This window comes from Sulfurimonas limnophila (genome assembly GCF_059705345.1).
The window spans coordinates 1,260,094-1,285,363 of record NZ_AP046127.1 but is presented as its reverse complement, the minus strand read 5'-3'; the positions used below and the strand labels follow the sequence as shown (position 1 = coordinate 1,285,363).

The window sequence follows — 25,270 nt, the reverse complement described above, 5'->3', positions numbered from 1 at the left end:
GAGTTATGAATTTGGGTGAAATTACAAACGAGATACTTTTAGAAGAGATTCAAAAGAGATTTTTAGATAGAGATTTAATCATAGCTGACAGTGCAAAGATGTTAAAAAAACTCGAAGATGTAAACAAAAGACTTACAAAATCAGAAGAGAACAGAAGCAAGTTTATGTCTATCATCAAAAATGAGTTCAACAACCCTATATTTAGCATGATAAGCCTATCAAAATCACTCCTAAAAGCAAGTGACGATGAGAGAGTAAGTTTTATAGGAGAATCTTTATATGAAGAGTCTTTGATGCTTAATTTTCAGATAAAAAACATCATAACAGCCGCAGAGATAGAGTCAGGTACCATAGGGCTTGAATCATCAAAGATAGATTTTTTAGATATTTTACTCCAAATCAAAGAAGAGCTAAAATATCCGCTACAACATAAAAAGATAGATTTACAGACAAAAATCTCAACAGAGGACATAATATATTTAGATAGAGAAAAGCTATACCTCATACTTCTAAATCTAATCTCAAATGCAGTTGAGTTTTCTCCAAGTGGCTCAAAGGTAAATGTCTTTATAACTGAAGAGAATAACGATATAAAGCTTATTGTTCAAGATTTTGGGGAGGGGATTGATGAGAGTGATTATGAGAACATATTTAAGCGTTTTCATCAAGCTCACAGTGGTATGAACAGGGCTCACAGAGGGCAAGGTTTGGGGCTTTCTATCGTTAGGGATTTGGTAGATTTGCTTGATGGTTCTATCCATTTTGAGAGCACTCTTTTAAAATCAACAAAATTTGAAGTCACTCTTGCAAAATCATTAAAAAGTGATAATAACCTTTTTGATGATGATGATTTTTTATTTGTATCGGATAGTGCTGGTGAGGAGTTTTAGAGATGGAGTACGAAAAAAAGTATATCCACTCAAGTCAGCTTTTTGTAGCAGTGCGTCCATCCGTTATACAGACGGTTTTAGGCTCATGTGTTGCGGTTTGTCTATATGATTCAAAGATGCAAATCTCTGGGATGAACCACTACCTTTTGCCTCTTTGGAACAACGAGGGTCTAGCTAGTCCTAAGTATGGAAATATAGCAATTGCAAAGCTTATAGAGGCGATGGAAGCGGTTGGGTGTCAAAGAAGAGATATGGTTGCAAAGGTTTTTGGCGGCGCTAGTCCCAACAACTTCAATGCAGCAAATGGAATGTTGGTTGGAGAGAAAAATATCCAAATCGCACACCATTTGCTAAGCGAACAACGTATAAAAATAACAGCTAGTGATTTGGGCGGAACAAGAGGCAGAAAAATATCTCTTGAGTCAAACAGTGGGCGTGTAATGCTCAAATACGTTCAAAAAACAGAGTTTTAAGGGGTGAATTGTGGCGATTAGAGTTCTTATAGTAGATGATAGTGCAACTGCTAGAACAGTACTAAAGGATGTTTTAAGCAAAGACAGCGAGATAGAAGTAATAGCCACAGCACCAGATGCTTACGTAGCAAGAGATAAGATAGTTCAGCTAAAACCTGATGTTATCTGCCTTGATGTTGAGATGCCTCGTATGGATGGAATCAGCTTTTTAAAAAAGGTTATGAAGTACTTTCCGACACCAGTTTTGATGGTCTCTTCACTTACTCAAGATGGTGCGCAGGTAACTTTAGATGCACTTGAAGCTGGAGCTATCGACTATGTTGCAAAGCCTCATTCAAACATCTATGACGGTATAGATGAGATACAAAAAGAGTTAATCCAAAAAGTAAAAATGGTCGCTTCTTCAAATCTAGGGGCAAGGATAGAGGCAAGAAAAGCAAAAAATGCCGTTGTTGAGCACAAACCAAGACTATCTTACTCTTTAGCTCAAACAACAAACAAACTAATAGCCATAGGCGCATCAACTGGCGGAACGGTAGCATTAGCGGAGCTTCTTAGCCGTTTTACAAAAGATACTCCTGGTGTTGTGATAGTTCAGCATATGCCAGGGGGGTTTACAAACTCTTTTGCTCAGAGACTAAACTCTCTTTGTGAGGTTGAAGTAAAAGAGGCAGAGGATGGCGACATTATAGGGCGTGGAAGAGTCTTAATTGCTCCAGGAGATTTGCATATGGTAGTTCGAAGAGATGGCGGAAACTACAGAGTAAAGCTTGGAACTGGCGATAAAGTAAGCGGACACAGACCATCTGTTGATGTTTTGTTCAACTCTGTTGCCTCTCATGCTGGAGCAAATGCTATAGGTGTGCTTCTTACGGGCATGGGGAGTGATGGCGCAAAAGGGATGTTAAAGATGAAAACAAGCGGTGCTTCAACAATAGCTCAAGATGAAAAAAGTTCAGTTGTGTGGGGGATGCCAAAAGTCGCTTACGATATAGGCGCAGTTGATTTTGTAGAGTCACTCTCTAACATAGATGTAAAAATAGTCTCACTTCTAAATGAGAGAAAGTAGAAAAGATGATAAAAAACATACTTAAATCAAGTAATTTAAAAATAGCTCCGATAATCTTATTTGTAATGTGGGTTTTATTTGCTATTTTTTTTGCTATTGAGGCAAAAGGGCTAAGGGATAGTTTTAAAGAAGAGATAGATATATCTGCAAAACAGAGAATGCTAACGCAAAAAATACTCCTTGAAACACATAAGGTATATATGCATAGCAATAGTAGTTCTAAAAATACTCTCTTGCGTATTTACACACAGATGAGAGAAAATACATATTTTTTACATGAAAAATACTTTATACATAATGAAAAATTGGTTGGCGTAAAGAGTGAAGTAGAGAAATTTTTAGGCAGTGTAGAGCAGTTTATAGAATATCAAAGCAGAGAAAATTATGATAATCTAGAAATAAGCGCAGAGATTACATTTAATAGAGTCTCAGAAGTAGTAGAAATAGTAAAAGAAAATTTTTCTTCCAAACAAGAAAAATTGATTATATTAAATCTACTCTTTATACTAAGCAGTATGATAATGACTTTTTTATTTGTACATTACATGTTTTTTCCTGCTGCAAAACTCGCTAAAGATGCTCAAAGAGAGTTAAAGCAACTAAATAATGAGTTAGAACTAAAAGTGGAAGAAAAAACTCTCTCTTTGCAAAAAAGTTATAACTATATAGACTCTTTACTTCAAGCTTCTGATGAGGCGCAGGTTATTGTAAATAATGCCTTTATCGTTATAGATTTTAATAAAAATACAAAAAATATATTTTCAAAGATAAACAAAGGTATAGAACTCTCAGAACTGCTTGAAGATGTCGAACAAAAAAAAGAGATATTTACTTTCCTCTCTTTTTTAAATGATTATGAGCTGCATTTAAAAAGCGAGAAGGTCTTTTTTTATCATAAAAAATACTACAAGATGAAATACAAGATGTTAAATCTTAGCACTTTTATCATCTCTTTTTATGATATAACTCACCAAATACAAGATTTAAAAAGAAAAGATGCTATCTATAACTCACAAAAAGCGATAGTTGTAGTAACTGATGGCAAAAATATAAAAAATATAAACTCTATCTTTTTTGAGGAGTTTGGATTTGCAAATCTCAGTGATTTTAAATCAAAACATAACTGTATATGTGAACTTTTCCGCCAAAAAAATGGCTACCACTGTCTCTCCATGAGTGTTGATGGAATGATGTGGAATAAGTATATGCAACAAGACAGCACAAAAAGCTATCACGTCATGATGATAAACAAAGATGGTATAGAGAAGATTTATGATGTAAAAACATCAGGAAATCTCTTTGAAGATGAAGATGAAGAGGTTATCGTCTTTAATGATATAACAGAGCTAGAAGAGAAAAACAGAATCCTTGTTGTGCAGTCAAAAGATGCAGCAATTGGTGAGATGATGTCTATGATAGCTCATCAGTGGCGTCAACCACTTAGTGTACAGAGTGCAGTTTTATCTAGGATAAGAGTTATGCATGAGATGGAGATGCTTGATGATAAAGTCATTGCAGATGCACTAGATAAACTCTATGCACAGATAAACTATATGTCAAAAACGATAGATGATTTTAGGGACTTTTTTAAAGATAGCGATATATTTGAGAGTGTAGAGGTAAAAGATATAGTATATAGTGCAAAAAATCTAGTAGATGCAATTCTAAACACTAAAAGTATCTCATTTGAAGTTAATTTTAGAGTAGATGAGAGTATGAGGGTTATGACTATACTCTCAAAAATATCACAAGTTTTTTTAAATTTATACAAAAATGCTATTGATCAAATAGTAGAAAAAAATATAGAAAATGGAGAAGTAAAAGTAGATGTCTATACAAAAGATGATGAACTGGTTATAGAAGTATGTGACAACGCTCTAGGTATTGATGAGAAGATTATTGATAAGATTTTTGAGCCATACTTCTCTACAAAAAGTAAAAACGGAACAGGTCTTGGGCTATATATGTCAAAAAAAATTATTGAAGAGCTCCTAGAAGGCAGAATAAGTGTAAAAAATAGTGATAATGGTGCATGTTTTGCCATCTTTTTAAAGATAAAAGATGATAATTTAGCCTGAAGCGACACATCTGCGACACTTATAAAATACAATTTCTACTCAAAGAGTGAAATATTTTTTTATGCCCGAGGAGTCTGTATGAACGATAACCAAAAAATAGCATTAGAGTATCCTTCTGGTTACTCAATAGATACATCCTATCTCTGGCCATTGCCATCAGTAGATGAGAACAAGATGGTTATACAGCTTGATGAAGTCACACGTGAGAGTGAAGAAAAAGCAGTAGAGATATTTGACATCATAGAAGAGATATATAATGAATTATCAGAAAAAGAGCAGAAACTAACACACATAGTAGAGGTTTTAGGCGGAAATATTATGCTTTTAGAAAAGCTTAGTTTAAGCTTTCCAGAAGTTAAAGCTTTTGGCAATACTCTTCAAAAAAGTAGAGCATCTCTAGAGGATGCAAACAAAATGTTTCAAAATTGCCAATTAAACAGTGATGCACTGCTTGGCTGTATGGATATTTTTCAGTATCAAGATATCCACCGCCAGAAAATAGAGAGAGTTGTAAATGTAATGCGTTCATTGTCAAGCTATATGAACAATCTTCTTGAGGGAAAAACCCAAGATTCAAGCAGAGCCTCGTCCGCTTTGCATATTGCAGGAGATATTAACAATACTCTTGTGTCAAATGATGAGATTGAGGCTTTATTGGCTCAATTTGCAAGTTAAAAATTTTAAAGTAGAGGTTTGAAATGTTTAAAAACTTAAGTATTTATAAGAAGATGAACTATTTTATAGTGATGGTTACTGGTTTTGTGTTTGTTGCTGCTTTGTCTATATATTTTGCTATGAATCATCTGGCATCAAAATATAATCACCTTCATCATAACTCTATGACAGGTGAACTAAGTACGTTAAAAATTGAGAAAAATCTAAACTATACAAGTCGCTTGACAAGAGATATTATGCTCGGTGGAGAGTATGTAAAAAATATTAAAAAGTTAAAAGAGAAGATTAATGAGATAGAGACTCTTTTTAATGATTTAGAGAAGTTAATGGAGATAGAGAGTTCAGTTAAACTTCTTAGTGAAGCGAAAAAGTCTACTATGGTGTTTTTAAACAGATCATACACTATGATGGAGTCTTTTAGCGAGGATAAGATAAAAAATGAGAAAGAGAGCATATACGCCTCTTACTCAAAAGAGCTTACTCCCCTTGCAAATGCTTCAAGAGAATCATTTCAAAAACTAGTAGATTTAAAAGCTCAAGAGCTTGATAGTGACTCACATTCACTTGGTGTAGAGATAAATTTCTTTAAATATATAGTTTTAGTAGCGGGTATTATAGTAGCTATAGCTGTTTTTATTTTGGCGATTGCTATAAGAAAATCAATCATATCTGGTATAAATGAGTTTACATCACTAATAGGTTATGTTGCAAAGGGTAACTTTAGCCATAAGCAAAACTCTACAAATGAAAAAGATACAGAGCTAGGCATAATGGGCAGGGAACTTAGCTCTTTGATAACCCATACGCAAAATCTCATAAGTGAGATAAATGGGACAATTACAGATGCTTCAAAAGGCATCTTTGAACATAAAATCTCTTCTTATGGTATGCAAGGCGAATTTGTTAAGGCTATAGAGAGTGTTGGAATGAGTATAGATTTCATGAAACTTCAACATGAAAAAGCTCAAAGAGATATATTTAACGCAAAAATAAGTACAAAAAGCGTAAATGTATCGGAGTCTTTATCTCTTATTATTTCTGATTTAAATGAGAATATTGAGGATTTAAAAATCATAACATCGGCTACAAAAGAGGCATCGTCTTCTGCAAATGAGTCAAGAGATGATATATCTGTCGTAGTAGGCGAACTACATGCGCTAAGCGAACAAGTGACCATCAACAACGATAGTGTTTTAGAGATAGCCAAAAGAACAAATGAGATAACTTCAGTTATCGAGCTTATCACAGATATAGCAGACCAGACAAACCTCTTAGCACTAAACGCAGCGATAGAAGCTGCACGTGCAGGAGAGCACGGAAGAGGGTTTGCAGTTGTTGCAGATGAAGTACGCAAACTAGCTGAGAGAACACACAGGGCAACAGGAGAGATTTCTGTCTCTATCAAATCACTTCAGCAGGATATGAATGAGATTCAAGAGAGCTCTTCTAGTATGAAGACAACAGTCGAACGCTCTACTGATAAAATAAACGGCTTTGAAGATACGTTGATAGAACTAAGCCAAAACTCTCTAAAAATGGTTAACTACTCTTATGGAATGGAAAACAGCATATTTATAGTTCTAGCAAAGTTAGAGCATATACTCTACAAATCACGTGTTTACAACTCTATCATATCGCTTAGCAAAATGCTTAAAACACAAGATACGCATGAGTGTGAACTTGGATTGTGGTATGAGAAAGAGGGCAGAAGAAGATTCTCTGAGACAACAGCCTATAAGCAGATAGCTATACCGCATGAGATAGTTCATAAAAATGCAAATAACAACTTAGCGTTTATAAATCAAGAGCCAGAGATAACAACTCTTCAAAATTCTCAAAAAATAATTGCTAATTTTGATGCAATGGAGAGTTCATCAAGCGAGATGTTTGCTCTCTTAGATGAGATGCTTAAACAAACAAACAAGGAGTAGGATATGTTTTTTACATTTAGTTTAGCCATTTTGGCTTTTAGTGCATTTCTTTTGTCATACACGGTAGGCAGATAAAATGTATAATATATTGATAGTTGATGACAACGCAACAAATTTATTGCTTCTTGAGGCTATCATAACATGTAATTTTGAACATAATGTTTATCAAGCGCAGAGCGCTAAAGAGGCTATGCTTATTGTGCTTAGAGAGCCTATAGACATCATTTTAAGTGATATTCAAATGCCTCTTGTGAGCGGGTATGGACTATTAAGAGAGTTAAAGAGCAAAAATGAGACAAAAGATATTCCTGTTGTTCTTGTCTCTGCGATAGACAAGAGTGATGAAAATCAGATAGAGGCGTATGAATCTGGAGCTATAGGCTTTATATCAAAGCCTATAAACAACAAACTCTTAGTATCAAAACTAAAGAGTTATCTTAAGATAGTTGAGTCACATAGAGAGTTAAAAAACAGAAATATCTTTGTAGATTCTCTTCTTGAAGCTTCAAATGAAGCAATGATAGTTTGTGATGATTCACTTAGAGTTTTAGAATTTAACTCATTGGCAAAAATATTTTTTGAACCACTCGAAGAGTTTATAAAGCTAGATACTATACTAAGCGGTCCGCTTGGAAAAGATATAAAAGAGCTAAAACATACCTCAGTATGCCTAAATAAAACATATAGATATAAAAACTTGTTATTAGCTGTGCATAGTTCTACATTAGGCGATGAATGTACTATTTTTTCTTTTCATGATATAACTGCTTCACAAAAAGAGACACGCTTTTCGAGCATGGGCGAAATGATACATATGATAGCTCATCAGTGGAGACAGCCTCTAGCTACTCTTGCATCTGTTAGCTTAAAAATCAAAGCCAAAAAGATGCTAAAAGTCTTAAGTGATGAAAATATAGATGAGTCAATAGAGAAGATAGAAAACATAGTAGAGTATCTAAATAAGACTATAGATGATTTTATGACATTTTTTAAAGACAATGAGAGAAAAAAACATATCTTCTTGGGCACTCTCCTGCTAAATCCGCAAAAACTTCTAGAGTCATATATAGCTAAATCAAAATGCAATATAAATGTCGAGTACAGAGACTCTTTAAGCGAATTTAGCGAACTCTTCTTGTTAGAATCTAAGCTAAATCAGGTTTTGTTAAACATAATAAAAAATTCTATAGACGAGTTTATAAGCAAAAATATTCAAAATCCGCTTATAAACATTGAGTGCAGTGTTGATGACAAAGACTTTTGTATAGAGATTTTTGACAATGGCGGAGGCATAGAACTTGGTATGATAGATAATATTTTTGAGCCATACTTTAGTACAAAAGATAAAAATGGAAGTGGAATAGGTCTTTATATGAGCAAGTTGATTGTTACAAAACTTTTTCACGGAAGTATAAATGCAAAAAATACAGAAGATGGCATGAGTTTTAAGATACTGATACCAAAAGAAGTTTTAGAAAAAAATATATAAAGAGTGACAATAAGACGACATCTTCATAGTATACTGTATTAAAATAAAAATATAAGGAAATTTTAATGCTTAGTGGCATCTCTATCAAGTTAAAAATGGCGTTTATTATTCTTGTTCATAATTTTCAAAAAGAACGTGTTGCTGTAGAGAAGTTTTCCTCAAAATTTAATTTTATCCGCAAATATACGGATAAAACACAATGGCTCATGATATAAAATAAAAAAAAGGAAACGGCATGGACATAAATCTAATCAAGCAAATTCGTCTCTTTGGAAGCTCTATAACAGTTTTGTATGTTGAAGATGAAGATAGTATCCGTAAACAGGTAAGAAAAACACTTCTTAATCTTTTTGACTGCGTTGATGTAGCAACTGATGGAGTTGAAGCACTAAGTATGCATAAAGAGAAGAAATATGATCTAATTATTACAGATTTAAAGATGCCAAACATGGATGGAGTTGAACTGTGCAAAAAACTAGTAGAGATAAACAAAGACCAGAGTATAGTCCTGATATCTGCACACAAAGAAGCAGATGAAGTTTTAAAACTCTTAAATATTGGTGTCTCTGGCTTTTTGCTAAAACCTATAGATATGCCAATTATGCTCGACAAACTTCACTCAGTTGTAAAAAATATCTATGCAAACAAGATGATGAAGTATCACTATGAGGAGATTGAGAAAGAGATCTTAGAAAATACAGCCTCTTCACAAGAAGAGCTTGAACACAGAGATGCGCTTACATCTCTATATAATCAAAAGTATTTTTTAAAAGTTATAAATAATGAGACTGTAAAATGGGCGATACTAATCAATATAAACGACTTTAGACTCATAAACGACTACTACTCTTATGCACATGGGAATCATCTCTTGTTTCAGATTGCAGAACTTCTAAGGGTAGAGGCAAAAGAGTACGGATATGGACTCTTTAGGCTCTCAAATGATGAATTTGTCCTTCTAAGAAAAGAGACCCCAAAAGATTGTGAAGAGCTAAAAGAAGAGGCAGTAAATATCTCAAGAGCATTGGATAAAAAGAGATATACGCTTATCGGAGTCAGCAATATCTCTGTTAGTGTAACTATGGGAATAGCAAGGAGTCAACATCATCTCATAGAGTATCTTCAACGTGCTCTTATTCATGCAAAGAGATATGGTTTGCGTTATGCCATTTATGGAGATGTTCCAGATGACAGAGAGAGTGTAAAAAATATTATTGAAATCAAAGAACTTTTAAAAAATTCTATTGAGAAAGATTTGATTATTCCAGTATATCAGCCTATTATGATGAAAAACAAAGAGTATAAATATGAAGTTCTGATGAGAATAAGAAGTTCTCAAGATAGTGCGAATCTTTTGTCTCCAGCGTTATTTTTAGAGATAGCAAAAAATCATAGCTACTATAACGAAATCTCTCAAATGGTAATATTTAAAGCAATAGATAAGATGCTAGTGGATAGAGATATAGTTTTATCTATAAATTTTTCATATGCAGATATGAAAAACATCCAGTTGCTTCAAAATCTTCAGGATAAGATTGTTCAAAATGCTCTTGGAAAGAGGCTTATATTTGAGATAGTAGAAAGTGATCAGTTGGACAACATAAATATAGTAAAAGCTTTTATAGAGCGTTTTAGAGCCTTTGATGTAAAATTTGCTATAGATGATTTTGGAAGCGGTTACTCTAACTTTTCTCATATATTTTTGCTAAATCCAGATTTCATAAAGATTGACGGTTCTTTGATAAAAGATATGTTAAGCAATAAAAATATGTATATATTTGTTGAAACGATAATTATATTTGCACATAAATTAGGAGTTGAAGTAGTAGCTGAGCATGTAAGTACAAAAGAGTTGCACGATGCCTTAGTTGCTTTAGATATAGATGCAATGCAGGGGTATTATATAGGCTATCCAAAAGAGATAATGGAATAATTGATGCAGACAAATTATTTAGAAATTTCATATGAATGTTTAAGTGCCATAGGCAACTCTTTTGAAATAGAGAGCATGATGAGTGAAGTTGTTATAACTTTTTATGGTGAAACAAAAGCTACATACTCTGGTTACTATAAAGAGGATGACTCTAAGAGCGCTATGGTCTCATTTGGATTAAATCAAGAGGTTGAGTTTGTTATCGAAGGTAAAAAGTGTAATTTGATAGAGATGAAAGAGAATTTTTTTATAATTTTACCGCTTAAAAAAGGTTATATAAAATTAATCTATAAAAAAGATGTAGATATAGAAAATATCTACTTAATGTTATGCAAATTTAGAAGAAAAATAAATTTTGCCCTAAGTGCATGTGAAGGTGTAAAAGAGCTTGAAGAGTTAAATGAGAAGCTAGAAGATAGAGTTTTTGAAGCAGTAAAAAAGATAAGAGAACATGAAGAGATGCTGCTTTTTCAATCAAAAAGCGCCATAATGGGTGAAATGCTTGAAATGATTGCGCACCAGTGGCGTCAGCCCATAACTTCAATAGGTATGATTTCAAACAATATGCTCTTTAATATAGTCATTAGTGAAGATGAAAATCTTGACAAAGATCTATTTAAAGAGGAGCTAGAGGATATAAACAAGCAGATAAAGTATCTCTCTAGCACAATAGACGATTTTAGAAGCTTCTTTAAGGAGAGCAAAACAAAAGAGAAAGTTTTAGTAAATGATATTTTGCAAAAGAGTATCTCTTTGACAAAAAAACAGTTAGAACAAAACTCAATAGATATAGAAGTAAAAAGTACGTGTAGCGATTTAGTTATATGTACATACAAAAATGAGTTGACACAAGTACTTTTAAATCTTATACATAACTCAAAAGATGCTTTTGAAACGCAAGAAATAGAAAATAAACAGATAATTATTAACTCTTTTACACAAGACAAGAAACTTATTATAGAAGTAAAAGACAATGCTGGAGGTATAGATAAAAATGTTATGACAAAAATATTTCAGCCATATTTCTCAACTAAAAAAGATAAAAATGGTACTGGGCTTGGTCTGTATATGTCAAAAATAATATTACAAAAACATCTATCATCTGAAATAGCAGTAGTAAATCAAGATAACGGAGCCCTCTTTAGTATAACTATGCCACTTAATCAAGATTGTGCCAAAGAGGAGATTTGAGTTTTGAGAAACTACGAGAGATTAAAATCTATAACCTTGCTATATGTTGAAGATAGTAAATTTTTATCTAAAATGACTGTTTATTCCATTCGTGATTATTTCAATAAGATATATATCGCACATGATGGAGAAGAGGGCTTAGAGCTTTTACGAAAGTATAATTCTGAGATAGATATAGTTGTAACTGATTTGATAATGCCAATTTTAGATGGCAAACAGATGATAAAACAGATAAGAGATGGCGGGTGCAGTGTTCCTGTTATAGTAACTACTGGGTACGATGAGTACATGGAGAGAGAGAAGATGCTTGAGCTCTCTATCGGTGCATTTTTATCTAAGCCTATAGATAAATTTAAACTTTTAAACAGTATCGATGATACTATAGATGCAATGTTTGTAAAGAGAGAACTTGCAACAAAAAAAGCTATGATAGATAATGACATAATTTATTCAGAGACTGATAAAAACGGAATTATCCAATATGTCTCAAAACCATTTGAACGAATAAGCGGACACTCAAAAGATGATCTTATCGGAAGTACACATGCTATATTAAGAAGCAGAGAAACAACAGAATCTACATATAAAGAGATGTGGAGAAATTTGAGCTCATATAAGCAGTGGCAAGGAGAGATTACAAACAGAAGAAAAGATGGTTCGCTATATAGTATAAATATGATTATTTCTCCTATGTATTTTAGAAACAGGCTAATAGGATACAGTGCTACTGGTATGGATACAACTGAGCTAAAGAGAACATCTCAAGAACTTCAATCTAAATCAAAACATGCGGCTATGGGTGAGATGATTGCGATGATAGCTCATCAGTGGCGTCAACCCATAACTTCAATCGGTATGATTGCAAATAATTTGCAGTTTGATATTGTAATGGATGAGTTGGATAATGGTATTTTGGAAGAAAATTTAAAAGTTATAGATTCGCATGTAAAACATCTCTCAAGTACGATAGATGTTTTTAAAGACTTTCTTAAAGAAAATAAAAAGAGAGGTACCGTGGTTATGAAAAATATAATAAAAGAGGCTATTTTAATACTTGCAGAAGAGTTTAAGGATGCAAAAATAGAGTATGAAATAGATGATAGATGTACTTCTATAGAGTTTAAAACTCTAAAAGATGAGTTGCTTCAAGCCATAATAAACATAATTACAAATTCAAGAGACGCACTTGTACAAAATAGTATAAAAGAGCCAAAGATAAAAATTGTCTGCATTAATGATAAAAAAGTTATCTCTATAGCTATTTCAGATAATGGAGGTGGCATAGATGATGAGATATTGCCAAAAATATTTACACCGTATTTCTCAACAAAAAGTAAAAAAAATGGAACAGGACTTGGTCTTTATATGACAAAAACAATAGTAGAAGAGAGCTTGGACGGCGAGTTAACTGCTTCAAATACAGAGGATGGCATTACATTTACAATCAAATTTCCATATACTAATTAAAAGGATAAAAAGTGGACAAGGATCAAGTTAAAAAACTTCGAGCTATATGTAGAAATATATCTGTACTCTATGTGGAAGATGACGTAAATATTTCAACTCAGGTTGAAAAGCTTATCAGAAAAATTTTCAGTAATGTAGAAGTTGAAAAAAATGGACTTTTAGGAATTAAAAACTACACTGCAAACAGACAAGATATAGTTATCACAGATATATCAATGCCTATTATGGATGGTATAGAGATGTCAAAGAGAATAAAGCTCATAAACAGTGAGCAAAATATCCTAGTTACATCTGCTCATAATGATACAGAGTATCTTATAAAGCTTATAGAAATTGGTGTTGATAAATTTATAACAAAGCCCATAGATATGAATAACTTTTTATCTAGTATCTCAAAAATGGCTGTTAGTATATATAGAGAAAAAAGAGAAATTGACCTAGAAAACAGACTAAAATCACAACAAGATTTACATAAAGAGATGATAAATGCAATGTCCTTTCCAGTTGCATATTTTCAAGGCGATAAAGTCATATATGCAAACAACAGCTTTAAAAAGCAATTTTTTACAGAGATAGATTTAAGCGACTTTAGCAGATTTAGACTAGGGTATCTTTTTGAAAATAAAAAGTATGTCTTCATAAACAATGACGAATTAATACAACAGATAGATAAATCTCAAGATAAGATATATTCCATAATGGATTTAAGTAAAAAGATTGTAAAAAAATATAATCTCAGTGTTACAAACTTACAAAACAACGAAGGATGTCTGCTTAGTCTTGTAAATCTTGATGCAATAAATGCAGAGATAAACAGATTTAAGAGTCAAACAAACTACTTCCCAAAAAGAGAGGCTTTTTTGGAAGCTCTCTTAGAGATAAAAAATAATTCACAGGAGGATTATGAGATTTTTTGTGTTGGTTTACAAAATACTAAAAGATTTATTGATAAGTATGGAGGTGCTAAGATGCACTCTGTTTTAAACTCATTGGCGAAAAGTATCAAAAAAGAGTTTACTGATGAGTTGGCAAAAAAAGAGATTTCAATATATCTTTTTGAAACAAACAGGTATATATTTCTAGTAGAGAAAAATCCAGATAATTTAATAGATAAAAAATTATTAAATTTTGGAAAAATATATAATTACGCTTTTGGAAGTGGACTGCCCCTTAATATAATTTTTATAAAAGAGAATATGCAAAATAGTAGAACTCTAAATGATGTTTTAGAAAATACAGAGGGGATGCTATATGCACTTTAGTAAAAAAGAGCAGAAATATAGATAAATATGTTAGAATATATCACTCAAAAAAGATAAGGAGTGACGGTGTTTAATAATATTTCTATTAAGTTAAAAATGGTTTTGATGTTGATTGTGCCGATAACGGTTATACTGATTTTTCTAGGAATTGATGGCAGTAAAAATTATAGTGAAGTAAAACTTCTAAAACAGATAGAAGAGATGGTTGCCTTTAGTCAAAAAAGTAGTGCCCTTGTTCACAACCTTCAAAAAGAGCGTGGTGCTTCTGCTGGGTTTATAAGCTCAAAGGGAGAGAAATTCTCATCCGAGCTTGAATCTATACGTAAAGATACAGATGCAACATACAAAGAGCTAGAAGAGTTCTACGCAACAATGAATAAAGAGAGCTATATCGCTTCTGTGCAAAGTAAAATGACAAAAGCTATCTCTAACCTCTCAAAACTTCAAGAGATAAGAGAAGGTGTCTCTTCACTCAGTGTCGCAGTTGGAATTCCTGTTGGTTACTACACAAATACAAACAATGATTTTATTGCTTCAATAGAAGAGATAGCAAAAATGAGTACAAATGCACAGATGAACAATCTGACAAATGCCTTTGTAAATTTTTTAGCTTCAAAAGAGAGAGCAGGGCTTGAGAGAGCCGTTTTATCATCTACTTTTTCAAGAGACAATTTTGCAGAGGGGTTTTATGAGAAATTTATAGGTCTCTTAAACGCTCAAGAAATTTTTATGAATAAGTTTTTGTTCTTAGCTCCAGAAGAACTTACTGCATTTTATACTCAAACTATGAGTGCTCCAGAGGTAAATGAAGTTGAGAAGATGCGTAAAATAGCGCTATCAAGACCTAATGGCGGATTTGAGATAGATGCTACTTACTGGTTTGCGACTATAACATCTAAGATAAATCTTCTTAAAAAAGTTGAAGATGAAATATCTGGACATCTAAAAGAGAATATATCTGATTTACAAAACAGAGCATTTCAGAGTATGATTGTTGGTATCGTTTTAAGCATAGTAATTCTTGGTTTTGTAGCTGGATTTAGTTTTTATATCTCAAATGGATTAACTTCTAGAATTGAGCGTTTTAAGCGTGAGATAGACGATATAGTCTCTTCAAAAGATTTTTCAAAAAAAATCACAAGTTGTGCTACTGATGAGATAGGTTTTATCCAAGAATCTGCAAACCATCTTGCAAGTGTTGCAAATGAAGCTATCGAAGAGGCTAGAATAAGTCTGCAAAAAACAAAAGAGCACTCTAATGAGAGTGAAAAAAGATTAGAGGCAAATAATCTAACACTAGCTTTAACAGAACTTTTAAATGAAGGAGCGGTCTCAGGTGTAGGAAGCGTTCAAGAGGGACTTGCTCACAATATGTCGGCACTCTCTGATATCAACGATAAAAATGCACGTACTGAAGTTATAGTGGATGAAGTTAAAAACTCAACAGAGGAGATGGTTGGCTCACTAAATAGTATCTCTCAAAAAATGTACTCTTCCAAAGAAAATTCAGATCAGTTAAACACAAGTGTTGTTGAGATTTCAAATGTTATATCACTTATCAAAGATATAAGTGATCAAACAAATCTTCTTGCTCTAAACGCAGCTATTGAAGCAGCTCGTGCAGGAGAGCATGGACGTGGGTTTGCAGTTGTTGCAGATGAAGTTCGTAAACTTGCAGAGAGAACGCAAAGAGCTACAAATGAAGTAGAGTTAAATATAAATCTACTAAAACAAAACAGCTCTTCAATGCAGGAGTTTTCAGAACAGATGAGTGTAGAAGTTTCTGCGTCATTAGAAAAACTTGATCAATTTAATGATAGCCTACATGACTTAGTAGATGGTGCAAAAGATATTCAACTTGCAAACAAGAAAATCTCAAATGAGCTATTTATTACTCTTGCAAAACTTGACCATATAGCATTTAAGTTAAGCGGATACAGCGCAGTCTTTAAAGATGACCATAACTTTAAGTTCTCGGACCACACAAATTGTCGTTTTGGAAAATGGTATGTTGCTGGTGGACGTGATACTTTTGCTAAGACAGCTTCATATACTAAAGTTGATCCGATTCATAAAATTGTTCATGATAGAATAAGAGCAATTCCTGATTATATTCAAGGCGGAATTCTTAAAAATTCTGCAAAAATTATCACATCTTTTACAGATGCAGAAAAATCTTCAAAAGATCTGTTTGTTATACTTGATGAGATGGCAGGTTAGATAAAATAAAGAGGAAAACTTCTTTAATTAAAGCCCTTGATATAGGGCTTTAATTACTATTCAGCTACAGCCACTTCTACGGGAGTACCTTCCCAAACACCATGTTTTGTACAATAACCATGAGCGATAAGAGTCAGTTTTTTACCAGTTGGGATGATAGTAAAAGTTGTAGTATTGTGTGCTTTAACATTTCCAAGAGTTCCAGGAACATAAGTAGCTTGTGCTAACTTAGTCTCACCGTTGAAAAGAGTTACTGATTCGATATAGTGATCAAAATCATCTGGATGTGAATATTCGTTACCCATTTTTACAGTTACTTCAAATGGTTCACCAGCTTTTGCTGTGTCTGCACAGTGAATAAATGGAGAGTGACGGTCAATTAAGTCTTTTTTAGCTTCTCTTTCTACAGTGTCGATATCAACATATTTGTTAATCTTTGGCATATTAATTCCTTTTATTTTTAATTACAACGCAATTGTAGCCCTAAGTTAATTACAATAAACAAAATCTTTAATACTAATTCAAATCTCTTAAAACTCTTCAATAATCGCTCTTAAAGCAAAAAATTGATAGAATCGCGCCTAAATGAAATATAAATTAAAGAGCTAAAAATGTTAAAAACTTTACTGATTGAGATAGGCGTAGAAGAGTTACCAGCGGTTCCGCTTTTAAGAGAACTAAAAAATATTGAAAAAAAATATGCTGATATTTTAGAGAAGCACTCTCTTTTGGGGGAGTTTGAGTTTTACTATACACCAAGACGACTAGTTCTTTGGCATAGAGAGTTTAAAAGTATGCAAGATGAGAGTATAGAGGAGTTTTTTGGTGCTCCTCTTAGCGTAGCATATAAAGATGGCGTAGCAACTCCAGCAGCGCTTGGATTTGCAAAGAAGTGCGGTGTTGATATAAGTGAAATAACTAAAACTACTAAAGATAACAAAGAGGTTCTCTACTATAAAAGAGCTTTGATGGCACAAGAGTCATCTCTTTTGCTTCCAACTATTATCAAAGAGTGGATAAGCTCTTTGGAGTTTGGAAAATCAATGAGATGGGGAAGCTTAGAAGAGAGCTTTATCAGACCGATTCGCTGGGTAAATGTACAACTAGCCGACGAACTAGTAGAGATGGAAATTTTTGGCGTAAAATCTGCTAAAAAAACATTTGTGCATCGTATAAGCAACTTTGAATCTATCGAGATAAGTGGCGCAAAAGAGTATTTTGAAGTTCTGAAAAATGGTGGTGTAACACTTTTTGCAACAGATAGAGAAACAAAGATACTTCAAGATTTCGCCCTGCTTGAGAGAGAAAATGGAGTAAAAATTGAGATAGATAGAGATTTGCTTGATGAAGTTGTAGCCATCACAGAAAATCCTACTGCAATTATCGGCTCTTTTGATGAGGAGTTTTTAAAACTTCCTCCTGAGGTTATCATCACATCTATGAAAGAGCATCAGAGATATTTTCCAGTATTTAAAGATGGCAAACTTATAAACAGGTTTGTTGTTGTCTCAAATGCGTTTACTAGTGATTTTTCAAAAGTGATAGAGGGAAATGAGAGAGTTCTGCGTCCTCGTCTCTCAGATGCTCTTTTCTTTTATAACAATGACCTAAAAAAAGGGTTAAGCACAGCTGGACTTGAAAAAGTTGTCTTTATGAAAGGGCTTGGAAGTGTTGCAGATAAGATAGAGCGTGAGAGAAAAATCGCACATACTCTCTTTGATATATATAAACCGCAAAATGTTACTATTGAAGAACTAGATCGTTCTGTAACTCTTGCAAAAGCTGACCTTATGAGTGAGATGGTTTATGAGTTTACAGAGCTTCAAGGTTTGATGGGCTCATACTATGCCTCTTTACTTGGAGAGAGCCAAAATGTAGCAACTGCCATAAGAGAGCAATACCTTCCAGATGGTGAGGATAGCGCACTTCCATCAAATAAGATGAGCGCAATAGTTGCCATGAGTTTAAAACTAGATACACTTTTAGGACTATTTAGTATAAACCAGATACCAACAGGCTCACGTGACCCATTTGCTCTGCGCCGCGCAGTAAATGGGCTTATAAGAGTTACAAAAGAGCATGATTTAGAGTTCGATATAGTTAAAACACTTACACTTCTTAGTAAAAACTATGACTCATTTGACATCTCAAAACTTGAAGCGTTTTTTCTAGAGAGAGTTAGACAGTACTTCAAAGTAAATCCATCTATCGTTGAAGCTGTTTTAATCTCAGGAGAGAGAGAACTTCTTAGAATCTCTAAAAAAATAGCTGCATTAGAGAGTATGGTAAATAGCCAAGGGTTTAGTGAATACTTCTCAACATTTAAAAGGGTTGCAAACATCACAAAAGATATAGATATGTCAAATATAAAAGTTATAAATGAAAAGCTTTTTGAAAATAGTGCAGAAAATGCTCTCTTTAATAGATATAACGAAGTTTGTGCTATCTCATACAACTCTTATGAAGAAGAACTTGATGCTTTATTTAGCCTAAAGCCAGAGTTAGATACTTTCTTTAATGATGTAATGGTAAATGCAGAAGATATGTCTATAAGAGAGAACAGAAAGGCTCTTATAGCTTCTATCTATAAGAGTATATTAAAAATAGCAGACATAAAAGAGATAGCGCTTTAACTCTTTTATGAACTCTTTATTATAGAAGGCGGAAATGATGAGAACGCTTTTTTAAAAGCGTTTGCACGAACGTCCCTAAACTTTCCAGTGGCAACAGCTGGTAGAAAGTATCCACCCTCAGCACTCTCTTTGGCATCATAATTATTGTCATGCATAAATGCTATCGTTTTACCTAGCTTAGCAGTTTGAGCAGATATGTTTCTTACATAAGTGATTATATGTTTATGGTGTCTATCAAACTTATTTCCAGATGCAAAAAATACAAACTTCCCGCTAAGACGTATGTTTAAATAGTCTTGATAATTTAACTCTTTGTCATATCTTGTTAGCTGAGTACTTGCATATTTGTCCAAATCAGCATCAAACTCTTCAAGCACTGATGTTGGTTCAATGTTTGGTCTGTTTAATCCAAATAGATACTTTATCTCTATAAGTTTTCCTCTATATCCATTTTTGATAGCAGATGCAAATAGCGTACAGTTGTTATCAAAGTTTATCTCACAAAACTTTCCATCAAAGTTGTATCCTTGAGATGCAAGTTTTGTATTTGTGTTGTATCCAATAGGTGCAATTGTAGGGTTATATAAAAAGATAGTTCCTATGACAGTTTTACGTTTAACCTCAAGCATTTTTTCAAGCTCTGCTATCGTTATAACTTCATCTGCTTCGGGTATATAAATATACTGCTCACTTACATACTCTATCTCTAAACTTGTTGAAAATTTTCCAAATGCTTGCAATTTAAATCCTCTAATATTTATTGCAATTATACTATAATTCGCATACTTAAGGGGTTTTCATTGGATATAGGATTTTTTTTAAAAAAGATGGTTACTTTTTTTGTTGAACCATTAGGTATAGTTGTAACTCTTTTTTTTATCGGATTAGTGTTTATGTTTTTTAATAAAAACAGGTTTGCAAAGCTCTCTATTAGCGCATCTTTTATCTTTTTATTGCTTTTTTCATATGAGCCATTTTCTAATTTTTTAGTTAAAAATTTAGAAGATAAATATCCAAAATATGCCTACAATACAGATATAAAGTATATACACGTACTTGGAAGCGGACACAATACAGACCCATCTCAGCCCATATCATCTAATATCAGTAACAGTGGTGTGAAAAGAGTCCTTGAAGGTGTGCTTATACACAAAAGTATCTCTGGCTCAAAACTTATTTTTACTGGCTATGAAGGCGATACAAATACATCTAATGCGCAGATGAATGCAAATCTTGCAATTGCTCTTGGTGTTGACAAAGAGAATATTATCATAGGTGGTAAGCCAAAAGATACGCAAGAAGAAGCATATTTTACTAAAGATATAGTTGGGGAGAGTGCTTTTGTGCTTGTTACTTCAGCAACCCATATGCCACGCTCAATGGAGCTTTTTAAATCACTTGGACTAAATCCAATCGCCGCTCCTAGTGCTTTTTGTAAAAAAGAGTTTAACGGATATATACAAGCGCCAGATATAAGCTCATTGCAAAACTCTCAAATGGCGATGCATGAGTATATAGGTATCGTATGGAATATGCTTAGAAAGTAGCCTTAAAAAGGGAACTTTTTGTTTTTTTGATATAAAATATATACACACACGTAAGGATTGTTTATGCAAAACTGTTTGAAGCCAATTTTTTTAATAGCTATATTTTTAACAACACATCTTTTTGCACTTGAAGATATAAAGATAAATGCCAATAGCAATAACATAAATCTCTCACAAAATTCCGAAATTTTTATTGATGCGCAAAACCATTTTTCATACGAAGCGGTTTCACAAGACTCTTTTAGTGATAATTTTCAACCTGCAAATGCCAAATCAATTGCAATTGGCTCTCTAAAGGATACTCTGTGGATGCGCTTTAAGATATCAAACGAACAAGAGGGGAGTTATGAGGGGCAAATAGAGATGCCAACACCTTGGACACAAAGAGTAGATGCTTACATAGCTTCAAATGATGGCTTAAGCAGTTTTTCTTATCTTGATTCGAGCTCTTTTTTTGTTCCGCTTAGTATTAAACCAATGCAAAGTGTTATCGTCTATGTAAAAGTAAAAACTCAAAATCCGCTTCTACTAGCACCAGCTCTGCATCTTCAAAAAAGTGCCAATGAGCGTCTAAATCAGACTACTTTGTTAAATGGTTTTTTAATAGGAATGGTTCTGATTATGATTTTATACAACTTCATAAACTATCTTGCACTAAAGAAGAGCAGTTATCTATACTATGGATTATACTTGTTTGGGTTGATTTTTTTGATGGGAACATATTATGGATATAACACAAATTTCTTTTTAAAGTATGCTGATATTGCACCCTTTAGCGTCTCATTTACTCTTTTTGGAGCGCTTCTCTTTGTTAGAAGTTTTGTAGATACTAAAGATAACTTTGAAAAAATAGATAAGTTTATCCTAGGTTTTATAGCTTTGTCACTTGCTATATCAATAATCTCATTAATTGTAAGAAGTAGCTCAGCTATCATATATCCGTTTGCTATCTTCTCTTTGTTTGTTTTTTTGATACTTGTTTTTATCTCTGCAAAAGCTCTTCAAAAAGAGATTTCAGGCTCTAAATATCTTCTCTCAGGCTGGATTTTTTTAGCACTCGGAGAGTTGGTTGCATTTTTAACAACTATGGGTTTTGTAAGCTACAACCACTACACATACAACTTTTTTGCATTTATGGTAATGTTAAACACGCTTATGATCTCATCTGCATTGGCAACAAGAATAAAAGATGATGAGACAAAATATGAGCAAGAAGTTGAAAAAGAGCAGGAGCTAAGCGATAAGTTAAATCTTTCAAAAAAAGAGCTAAAAGAGCTAAATGAGAGACTTCAGCAAAAAATATCTAAATTAAAGATTGAATTAAAAGAAAATACAAAAGAGACTTTGGCTCAAAAAGATGAATTAACTGGTCTTTACAAACGAATAAAGCATGAAGAGATACTAACAAACGAGCTATATAGAACAAAGAGATATAACTATATTTTTAGCATTATTGTCATCAACATAGATAATTTGGGAAGCATAAACGAAAAACATGGATATGAGGTTGGAAACTCTCTTATAAAAGAGATGGGTGAGATTCTTATGCGTAATTTACGCTATATAGATACTATCAGTCGCTGGAGTGACACAGAGTATCTGATACTATGTCCACAAACAGATATAAAAGATGGACTCACTGTTGCAAATAAATTAAAAGATAGTGTTTTAAAAAGTAAATTTTTCTTTATAGGAACTGCTACTACAAGTTTTGGTGTAGCGTCAAGTCATGGCGATGATACCGTAGAAGAAGTTTTAAAAAGAGGGTACTCAGCACTACATCTAGCTAAAGAAAACGGTAAGAACAGAGCAGAAATCTATATGTAAAACTATATTTTAATAACCCATTTATAAACTTGTTGATTGATATCTATGCAGTTTTTTAAAAACTTCTCTTGCGCATTTTTTATATCTTTTCTTTCTTTTTATAAGGAAAAATATAGTTGTTTATAGGATATGCTTCAATGCAAGACAACAGCAAAGTTCCTACATCTATCAGCAGAACACTTCAAGATGTAGGAGTAAGTTACTATGCTTCATATAAATCACTATTTGCAAAAGCACAAGTTGCTACCGTTGTAGGGGGTGAAGATGTAACTGGTGAACCTAAGTACAGTACTAGGGTTTTAGTGCAGGGCGGTTTGAGTTTTTAGTGACTATTACCTAATTCCACATGTTGAGTTGTTGGCATGTGGGAGGTTTTTTCTGTAACACCTCTCGCAAATATCGCATTATGATGCAATGGCTATTTGTAAATATCGCCTCTACTATCTGCATCACTGACATAAATAATAATTTCATCAGAGTCTATTTTATATATGAATCTGTACTTGCCAATTCTTAATCTGTAATGATTGTTTTGAGAGCTTTTATAAGGTTTGATATCATAATTTGAGTTATATGGATTTAGAGCGATTTCTTCAAATATATCTAAAACTTTTTCTCTAAATTTTAAATCTTGTTTTGCTAAAAATTTGATTACTTTTTTATGATAATCAAGTTTATACATTCAAGAGCATCTTTCTTGCTTCTGAACTTGAGATATAATCATCTTTGTTGATTGTTTCGCTTAAAAGCTCTATATCTTTTTTTGTGGGTACAACATACTCTTTGCCATTTATGACTTCTATAACTTCATTGGCATCATTTTTATATTCAAAGTTGCTTTCATTTTTATGATGTGAAACAAAACTTTTTATGTGTTCCAAGGCTTGGGCGAATAAACTATCATCAACATTTAACTGAATGGTTTGCACTGTTTTATCCTTGCATCAAATTTATGAAAGTATTGTAGCATATTTATAATATACGGTTTGGTGTTGTTTTTGGAAACTTTTAATCCATTTGTAGGTGGTGAAGATGTAACTGGTGAACCTAAGTACAGCACTAGTGTTTTAGTGCAGGGCGGTTTGAGCTTTTAGTAACTCTTCTACCTAACTCTACATGTTGAGTTGTTGGCGTGTGGGAGGTTTTTATTATTGGGCCTTATATAGTACTTAGTTGAAAATATACACTCTCTTACTTATCTCAATCCCGCTTATTATAAATAATTTACATGATAACGGTATTCATAGTTGTGTAAAACAATAATATGTACTATAATACGAGATATTAGATTGTAAAGAGGAATATAATATGGAAAAAATATTAATATCTCAAAATAAACATTGGGAAAATAGATATGAAAATCTTTACAATAGAGATGCCTTTGAAAAACTTATTGTAAATCTAAAAACAAAACATATTCAGGTGCTTCAAGGGATACGACGAAGCGGAAAATCTACACTTTTTAAACTACTCATTAATCATCTTGCTCAAAATATTGATCCAAAAGAGATTTTATATGTAAATCTTGATGATCCATTTTTTATTAAGTACTCTAATGATGCAACAGGATTTTATGAAATAATTCAAGCTGCAAAAAAACTTACAAGCGGAGAGATAAAATATATTTTTTTAGATGAAGTTCAAGCCATAACAGGTTGGGAGAGATATGTAAAAAGTGTTTATGATAGCAATGAGTTTGAAAAAATATTTATCACTGGTTCAAATTCATCACTTTTAAACTCAGAACTAGCTACATTGCTAAGTGGAAGATATTTAAAAACAATGGTCTATCCGCTTAGTTTTAAAGAGATAATGCAAATAAATAAGATAGATAGCTACATGAAGCTCAATAAAGAGTTGCCAAAGGTTTTAAATATTGTTGATAATATGATGAAATTTGGTTCATTTGTTGAAGTTTATGAACTAGACGAAGAGTTAAAACGCGAACTCTTAAGTACCTATTATGAGACAATTTTATTAAAAGATTGTGTTGCAAACAACGCAATAAGAGATGTTAAAAGCTTTAAAGAACTAAGCTTTTACTCCATCACAAATCTAACCTCTCTCTACTCCTATGCTTCATTGGCAAAGGCTTTGGATATAAATGATAAATCTGCAAAAGAGTATGTTTCATATCTTCAAAATAGTTATCTTTTTAATGAACTCAAACTTTTTTCATATTCACTAAAAGAGCAGCAAAACAACAAGAAAAAGCTCTACTTAAGTGATAATGGTTTTATGAATTTAGGATTTAATTTCTCTGCAAATTATGGAAAACTTTTAGAAAATCTTGTTTTTAGCGAACTGCAAAAACAGGGGTATGAACTCTTTTTTTACAATAAAGATAGTGAATGTGATTTAATCGCTACAAAAGAGGGCAAAACTATAGCTATACAAGTTTGTTATGAACTAAACGAACAAAACAGAAAAAGAGAGGTTAACGGACTTGTAAAACTGCCATTTAGTGTAGATGAAAAAATTATCATTACATATAACCAATCTGAAGTAATCCAAGATATTAAAGTAGAGAGATTTTGGGACTATTTTTTCTTATAACATGGTTACGCAGTTGTTGTTACATTGAG

General features: G+C 32.8%; 22 protein-coding genes. 18 read left to right on the top strand and 4 right to left on the bottom strand.

Annotated elements, in window-relative coordinates; translation table 11 throughout:
* The first annotated feature begins 5 nt into the window (after positions 1 to 5).
* From AC6H33_RS06570 to AC6H33_RS06510, 13 genes are all read left to right on the top strand, one after another.
* On the top strand, positions 6 to 890 hold the full coding sequence (locus tag AC6H33_RS06570; RefSeq protein ID WP_497604088.1) for a sensor histidine kinase: 885 nt from the start codon (positions 6 to 8) through the stop codon (positions 888 to 890).
* A gap of 2 nt (positions 891 to 892) precedes the next feature.
* Positions 893 to 1,363 carry a chemotaxis protein CheD gene (locus tag AC6H33_RS06565; RefSeq protein WP_497604087.1) on the top strand — a complete coding sequence of 157 codons (471 nt, stop codon included), beginning with the start codon at positions 893 to 895 and terminating at the stop codon, positions 1,361 to 1,363.
* Between the two features lie 10 nt (positions 1,364 to 1,373).
* Entirely contained in the window at positions 1,374 to 2,432 is a 1,059-nt protein-coding gene (locus AC6H33_RS06560; protein ID WP_497604086.1) for a protein-glutamate methylesterase/protein-glutamine glutaminase, read from the top strand.
* Positions 2,433 to 2,437: 5 nt separating this feature from the next.
* Complete coding sequence (locus AC6H33_RS06555; protein ID WP_497604085.1) at positions 2,438 to 4,510, top strand: sensor histidine kinase; 2,073 nt, start codon at positions 2,438 to 2,440, stop codon at positions 4,508 to 4,510.
* Positions 4,511 to 4,588: 78 nt separating this feature from the next.
* Complete coding sequence (locus AC6H33_RS06550; protein ID WP_497604084.1) at positions 4,589 to 5,185, top strand: chemotaxis protein; 597 nt, start codon at positions 4,589 to 4,591, stop codon at positions 5,183 to 5,185.
* Between the two features lie 23 nt (positions 5,186 to 5,208).
* Positions 5,209 to 7,116 (top strand): methyl-accepting chemotaxis protein, encoded by a 1,908-nt coding sequence (locus AC6H33_RS06545; protein WP_497604083.1) that lies wholly within the window; start codon positions 5,209 to 5,211, stop codon positions 7,114 to 7,116.
* 76 nt (positions 7,117 to 7,192) lie between these two features.
* On the top strand, positions 7,193 to 8,605 hold the full coding sequence (locus tag AC6H33_RS06540) for a response regulator (protein ID WP_497604082.1): 1,413 nt from the start codon (positions 7,193 to 7,195) through the stop codon (positions 8,603 to 8,605).
* 65 nt (positions 8,606 to 8,670) lie between these two features.
* On the top strand, positions 8,671 to 8,820 hold the full coding sequence (locus tag AC6H33_RS06535) for a hypothetical protein (protein ID WP_497604081.1): 150 nt from the start codon (positions 8,671 to 8,673) through the stop codon (positions 8,818 to 8,820).
* A gap of 20 nt (positions 8,821 to 8,840) precedes the next feature.
* The gene (locus AC6H33_RS06530) at positions 8,841 to 10,538 is read left to right on the top strand and encodes an EAL domain-containing response regulator (RefSeq protein ID WP_497604080.1); all 1,698 of its coding nucleotides are present in this window, start codon (positions 8,841 to 8,843) and stop codon (positions 10,536 to 10,538) included.
* 3 nt (positions 10,539 to 10,541) lie between these two features.
* On the top strand, positions 10,542 to 11,729 hold the full coding sequence (locus AC6H33_RS06525; protein WP_497604079.1) for a sensor histidine kinase: 1,188 nt from the start codon (positions 10,542 to 10,544) through the stop codon (positions 11,727 to 11,729).
* 3 nt (positions 11,730 to 11,732) lie between these two features.
* Complete coding sequence (locus tag AC6H33_RS06520) at positions 11,733 to 13,196, top strand: hybrid sensor histidine kinase/response regulator (protein WP_497604078.1); 1,464 nt, start codon at positions 11,733 to 11,735, stop codon at positions 13,194 to 13,196.
* 11 nt (positions 13,197 to 13,207) lie between these two features.
* A complete protein-coding gene (locus AC6H33_RS06515; protein ID WP_497604077.1) occupies positions 13,208 to 14,458 on the top strand; it encodes a response regulator transcription factor in 1,251 nt (416 codons plus the stop codon).
* A gap of 66 nt (positions 14,459 to 14,524) precedes the next feature.
* On the top strand, positions 14,525 to 16,678 hold the full coding sequence (locus tag AC6H33_RS06510; RefSeq protein ID WP_497604076.1) for a methyl-accepting chemotaxis protein: 2,154 nt from the start codon (positions 14,525 to 14,527) through the stop codon (positions 16,676 to 16,678).
* A 56-nt stretch (positions 16,679 to 16,734) separates the two neighbouring features.
* Here the strand turns inward: AC6H33_RS06510 and AC6H33_RS06505 are convergent, their stop codons facing one another.
* Positions 16,735 to 17,121, bottom strand: a complete 387-nt coding sequence (locus tag AC6H33_RS06505; protein WP_497604075.1) for a class II SORL domain-containing protein — start codon at positions 17,119 to 17,121, stop codon at positions 16,735 to 16,737.
* Between the two features lie 168 nt (positions 17,122 to 17,289).
* Here AC6H33_RS06505 and glyS point away from each other — a divergent pair, with 168 nt between their 5' ends.
* Positions 17,290 to 19,311 carry a glycine--tRNA ligase subunit beta gene (gene glyS, locus AC6H33_RS06500; RefSeq protein ID WP_497604074.1) on the top strand — a complete coding sequence of 674 codons (2,022 nt, stop codon included), beginning with the start codon at positions 17,290 to 17,292 and terminating at the stop codon, positions 19,309 to 19,311.
* Between the two features lie 5 nt (positions 19,312 to 19,316).
* Here the strand turns inward: glyS and AC6H33_RS06495 are convergent, their stop codons facing one another.
* Complete coding sequence (locus AC6H33_RS06495; RefSeq protein WP_497604073.1) at positions 19,317 to 20,051, bottom strand: hypothetical protein; 735 nt, start codon at positions 20,049 to 20,051, stop codon at positions 19,317 to 19,319.
* A gap of 60 nt (positions 20,052 to 20,111) precedes the next feature.
* Here AC6H33_RS06495 and AC6H33_RS06490 point away from each other — a divergent pair, with 60 nt between their 5' ends.
* The 3 genes from AC6H33_RS06490 (at position 20,112) to AC6H33_RS06480 (ending at position 23,011) form a co-directional block, all read left to right on the top strand.
* Positions 20,112 to 20,858, top strand: a complete 747-nt coding sequence (locus AC6H33_RS06490; protein WP_497604072.1) for an ElyC/SanA/YdcF family protein — start codon at positions 20,112 to 20,114, stop codon at positions 20,856 to 20,858.
* A 63-nt stretch (positions 20,859 to 20,921) separates the two neighbouring features.
* Entirely contained in the window at positions 20,922 to 22,685 is a 1,764-nt protein-coding gene (locus tag AC6H33_RS06485; protein WP_497604071.1) for a sensor domain-containing diguanylate cyclase, read from the top strand.
* A 116-nt stretch (positions 22,686 to 22,801) separates the two neighbouring features.
* The gene (locus tag AC6H33_RS06480) at positions 22,802 to 23,011 is read left to right on the top strand and encodes a hypothetical protein (protein ID WP_497604070.1); all 210 of its coding nucleotides are present in this window, start codon (positions 22,802 to 22,804) and stop codon (positions 23,009 to 23,011) included.
* A 92-nt stretch (positions 23,012 to 23,103) separates the two neighbouring features.
* Here AC6H33_RS06480 and AC6H33_RS06475 read toward each other — a convergent pair whose 3' ends face one another.
* Complete coding sequence (locus AC6H33_RS06475; protein WP_497604069.1) at positions 23,104 to 23,367, bottom strand: type II toxin-antitoxin system RelE family toxin; 264 nt, start codon at positions 23,365 to 23,367, stop codon at positions 23,104 to 23,106.
* Positions 23,360 to 23,614 carry a hypothetical protein gene (locus AC6H33_RS06470; RefSeq protein WP_497604068.1) on the bottom strand — a complete coding sequence of 85 codons (255 nt, stop codon included), beginning with the start codon at positions 23,612 to 23,614 and terminating at the stop codon, positions 23,360 to 23,362. The genes AC6H33_RS06475 and AC6H33_RS06470 overlap by 8 nt, the downstream gene beginning before the upstream one ends.
* 379 nt (positions 23,615 to 23,993) lie before the next feature.
* Between AC6H33_RS06470 and AC6H33_RS06465 the strand changes: the two genes are divergently transcribed.
* A complete protein-coding gene (locus AC6H33_RS06465) occupies positions 23,994 to 25,241 on the top strand; it encodes an ATP-binding protein (RefSeq protein ID WP_497604067.1) in 1,248 nt (415 codons plus the stop codon).
* Positions 25,242 to 25,270: the final 29 nt, after the last annotated feature.

Excerpts from the sequence above, each read along its gene's own strand:
- AC6H33_RS06550 (WP_497604084.1), top strand. The coding sequence starts at position 4,589 with ATGAACGATAACCAAAAAATAGCATTAGAGTATCCTTCTGGTTACTCA.
- AC6H33_RS06475 (WP_497604069.1), bottom strand. The coding sequence starts at position 23,367 with ATGTATAAACTTGATTATCATAAAAAAGTAATCAAATTTTTAGCAAAA.
- AC6H33_RS06505 (WP_497604075.1), bottom strand. The coding sequence starts at position 17,121 with ATGCCAAAGATTAACAAATATGTTGATATCGACACTGTAGAAAGAGAA.
- AC6H33_RS06535 (WP_497604081.1), top strand. The coding sequence starts at position 8,671 with ATGCTTAGTGGCATCTCTATCAAGTTAAAAATGGCGTTTATTATTCTT.
- AC6H33_RS06555 (WP_497604085.1), top strand. The coding sequence starts at position 2,438 with ATGATAAAAAACATACTTAAATCAAGTAATTTAAAAATAGCTCCGATA.
- AC6H33_RS06565 (WP_497604087.1), top strand. The coding sequence starts at position 893 with ATGGAGTACGAAAAAAAGTATATCCACTCAAGTCAGCTTTTTGTAGCA.
- AC6H33_RS06485 (WP_497604071.1), top strand. The coding sequence starts at position 20,922 with ATGCAAAACTGTTTGAAGCCAATTTTTTTAATAGCTATATTTTTAACA.
- AC6H33_RS06530 (WP_497604080.1), top strand. The coding sequence starts at position 8,841 with ATGGACATAAATCTAATCAAGCAAATTCGTCTCTTTGGAAGCTCTATA.
- AC6H33_RS06540 (WP_497604082.1), top strand. The coding sequence starts at position 7,193 with ATGTATAATATATTGATAGTTGATGACAACGCAACAAATTTATTGCTT.
- AC6H33_RS06545 (WP_497604083.1), top strand. The coding sequence starts at position 5,209 with ATGTTTAAAAACTTAAGTATTTATAAGAAGATGAACTATTTTATAGTG.
- AC6H33_RS06570 (WP_497604088.1), top strand. The coding sequence starts at position 6 with ATGAATTTGGGTGAAATTACAAACGAGATACTTTTAGAAGAGATTCAA.
- glyS (WP_497604074.1), top strand. The coding sequence starts at position 17,290 with ATGTTAAAAACTTTACTGATTGAGATAGGCGTAGAAGAGTTACCAGCG.
- AC6H33_RS06465 (WP_497604067.1), top strand. The coding sequence starts at position 23,994 with ATGGAAAAAATATTAATATCTCAAAATAAACATTGGGAAAATAGATAT.
- AC6H33_RS06525 (WP_497604079.1), top strand. The coding sequence starts at position 10,542 with ATGCAGACAAATTATTTAGAAATTTCATATGAATGTTTAAGTGCCATA.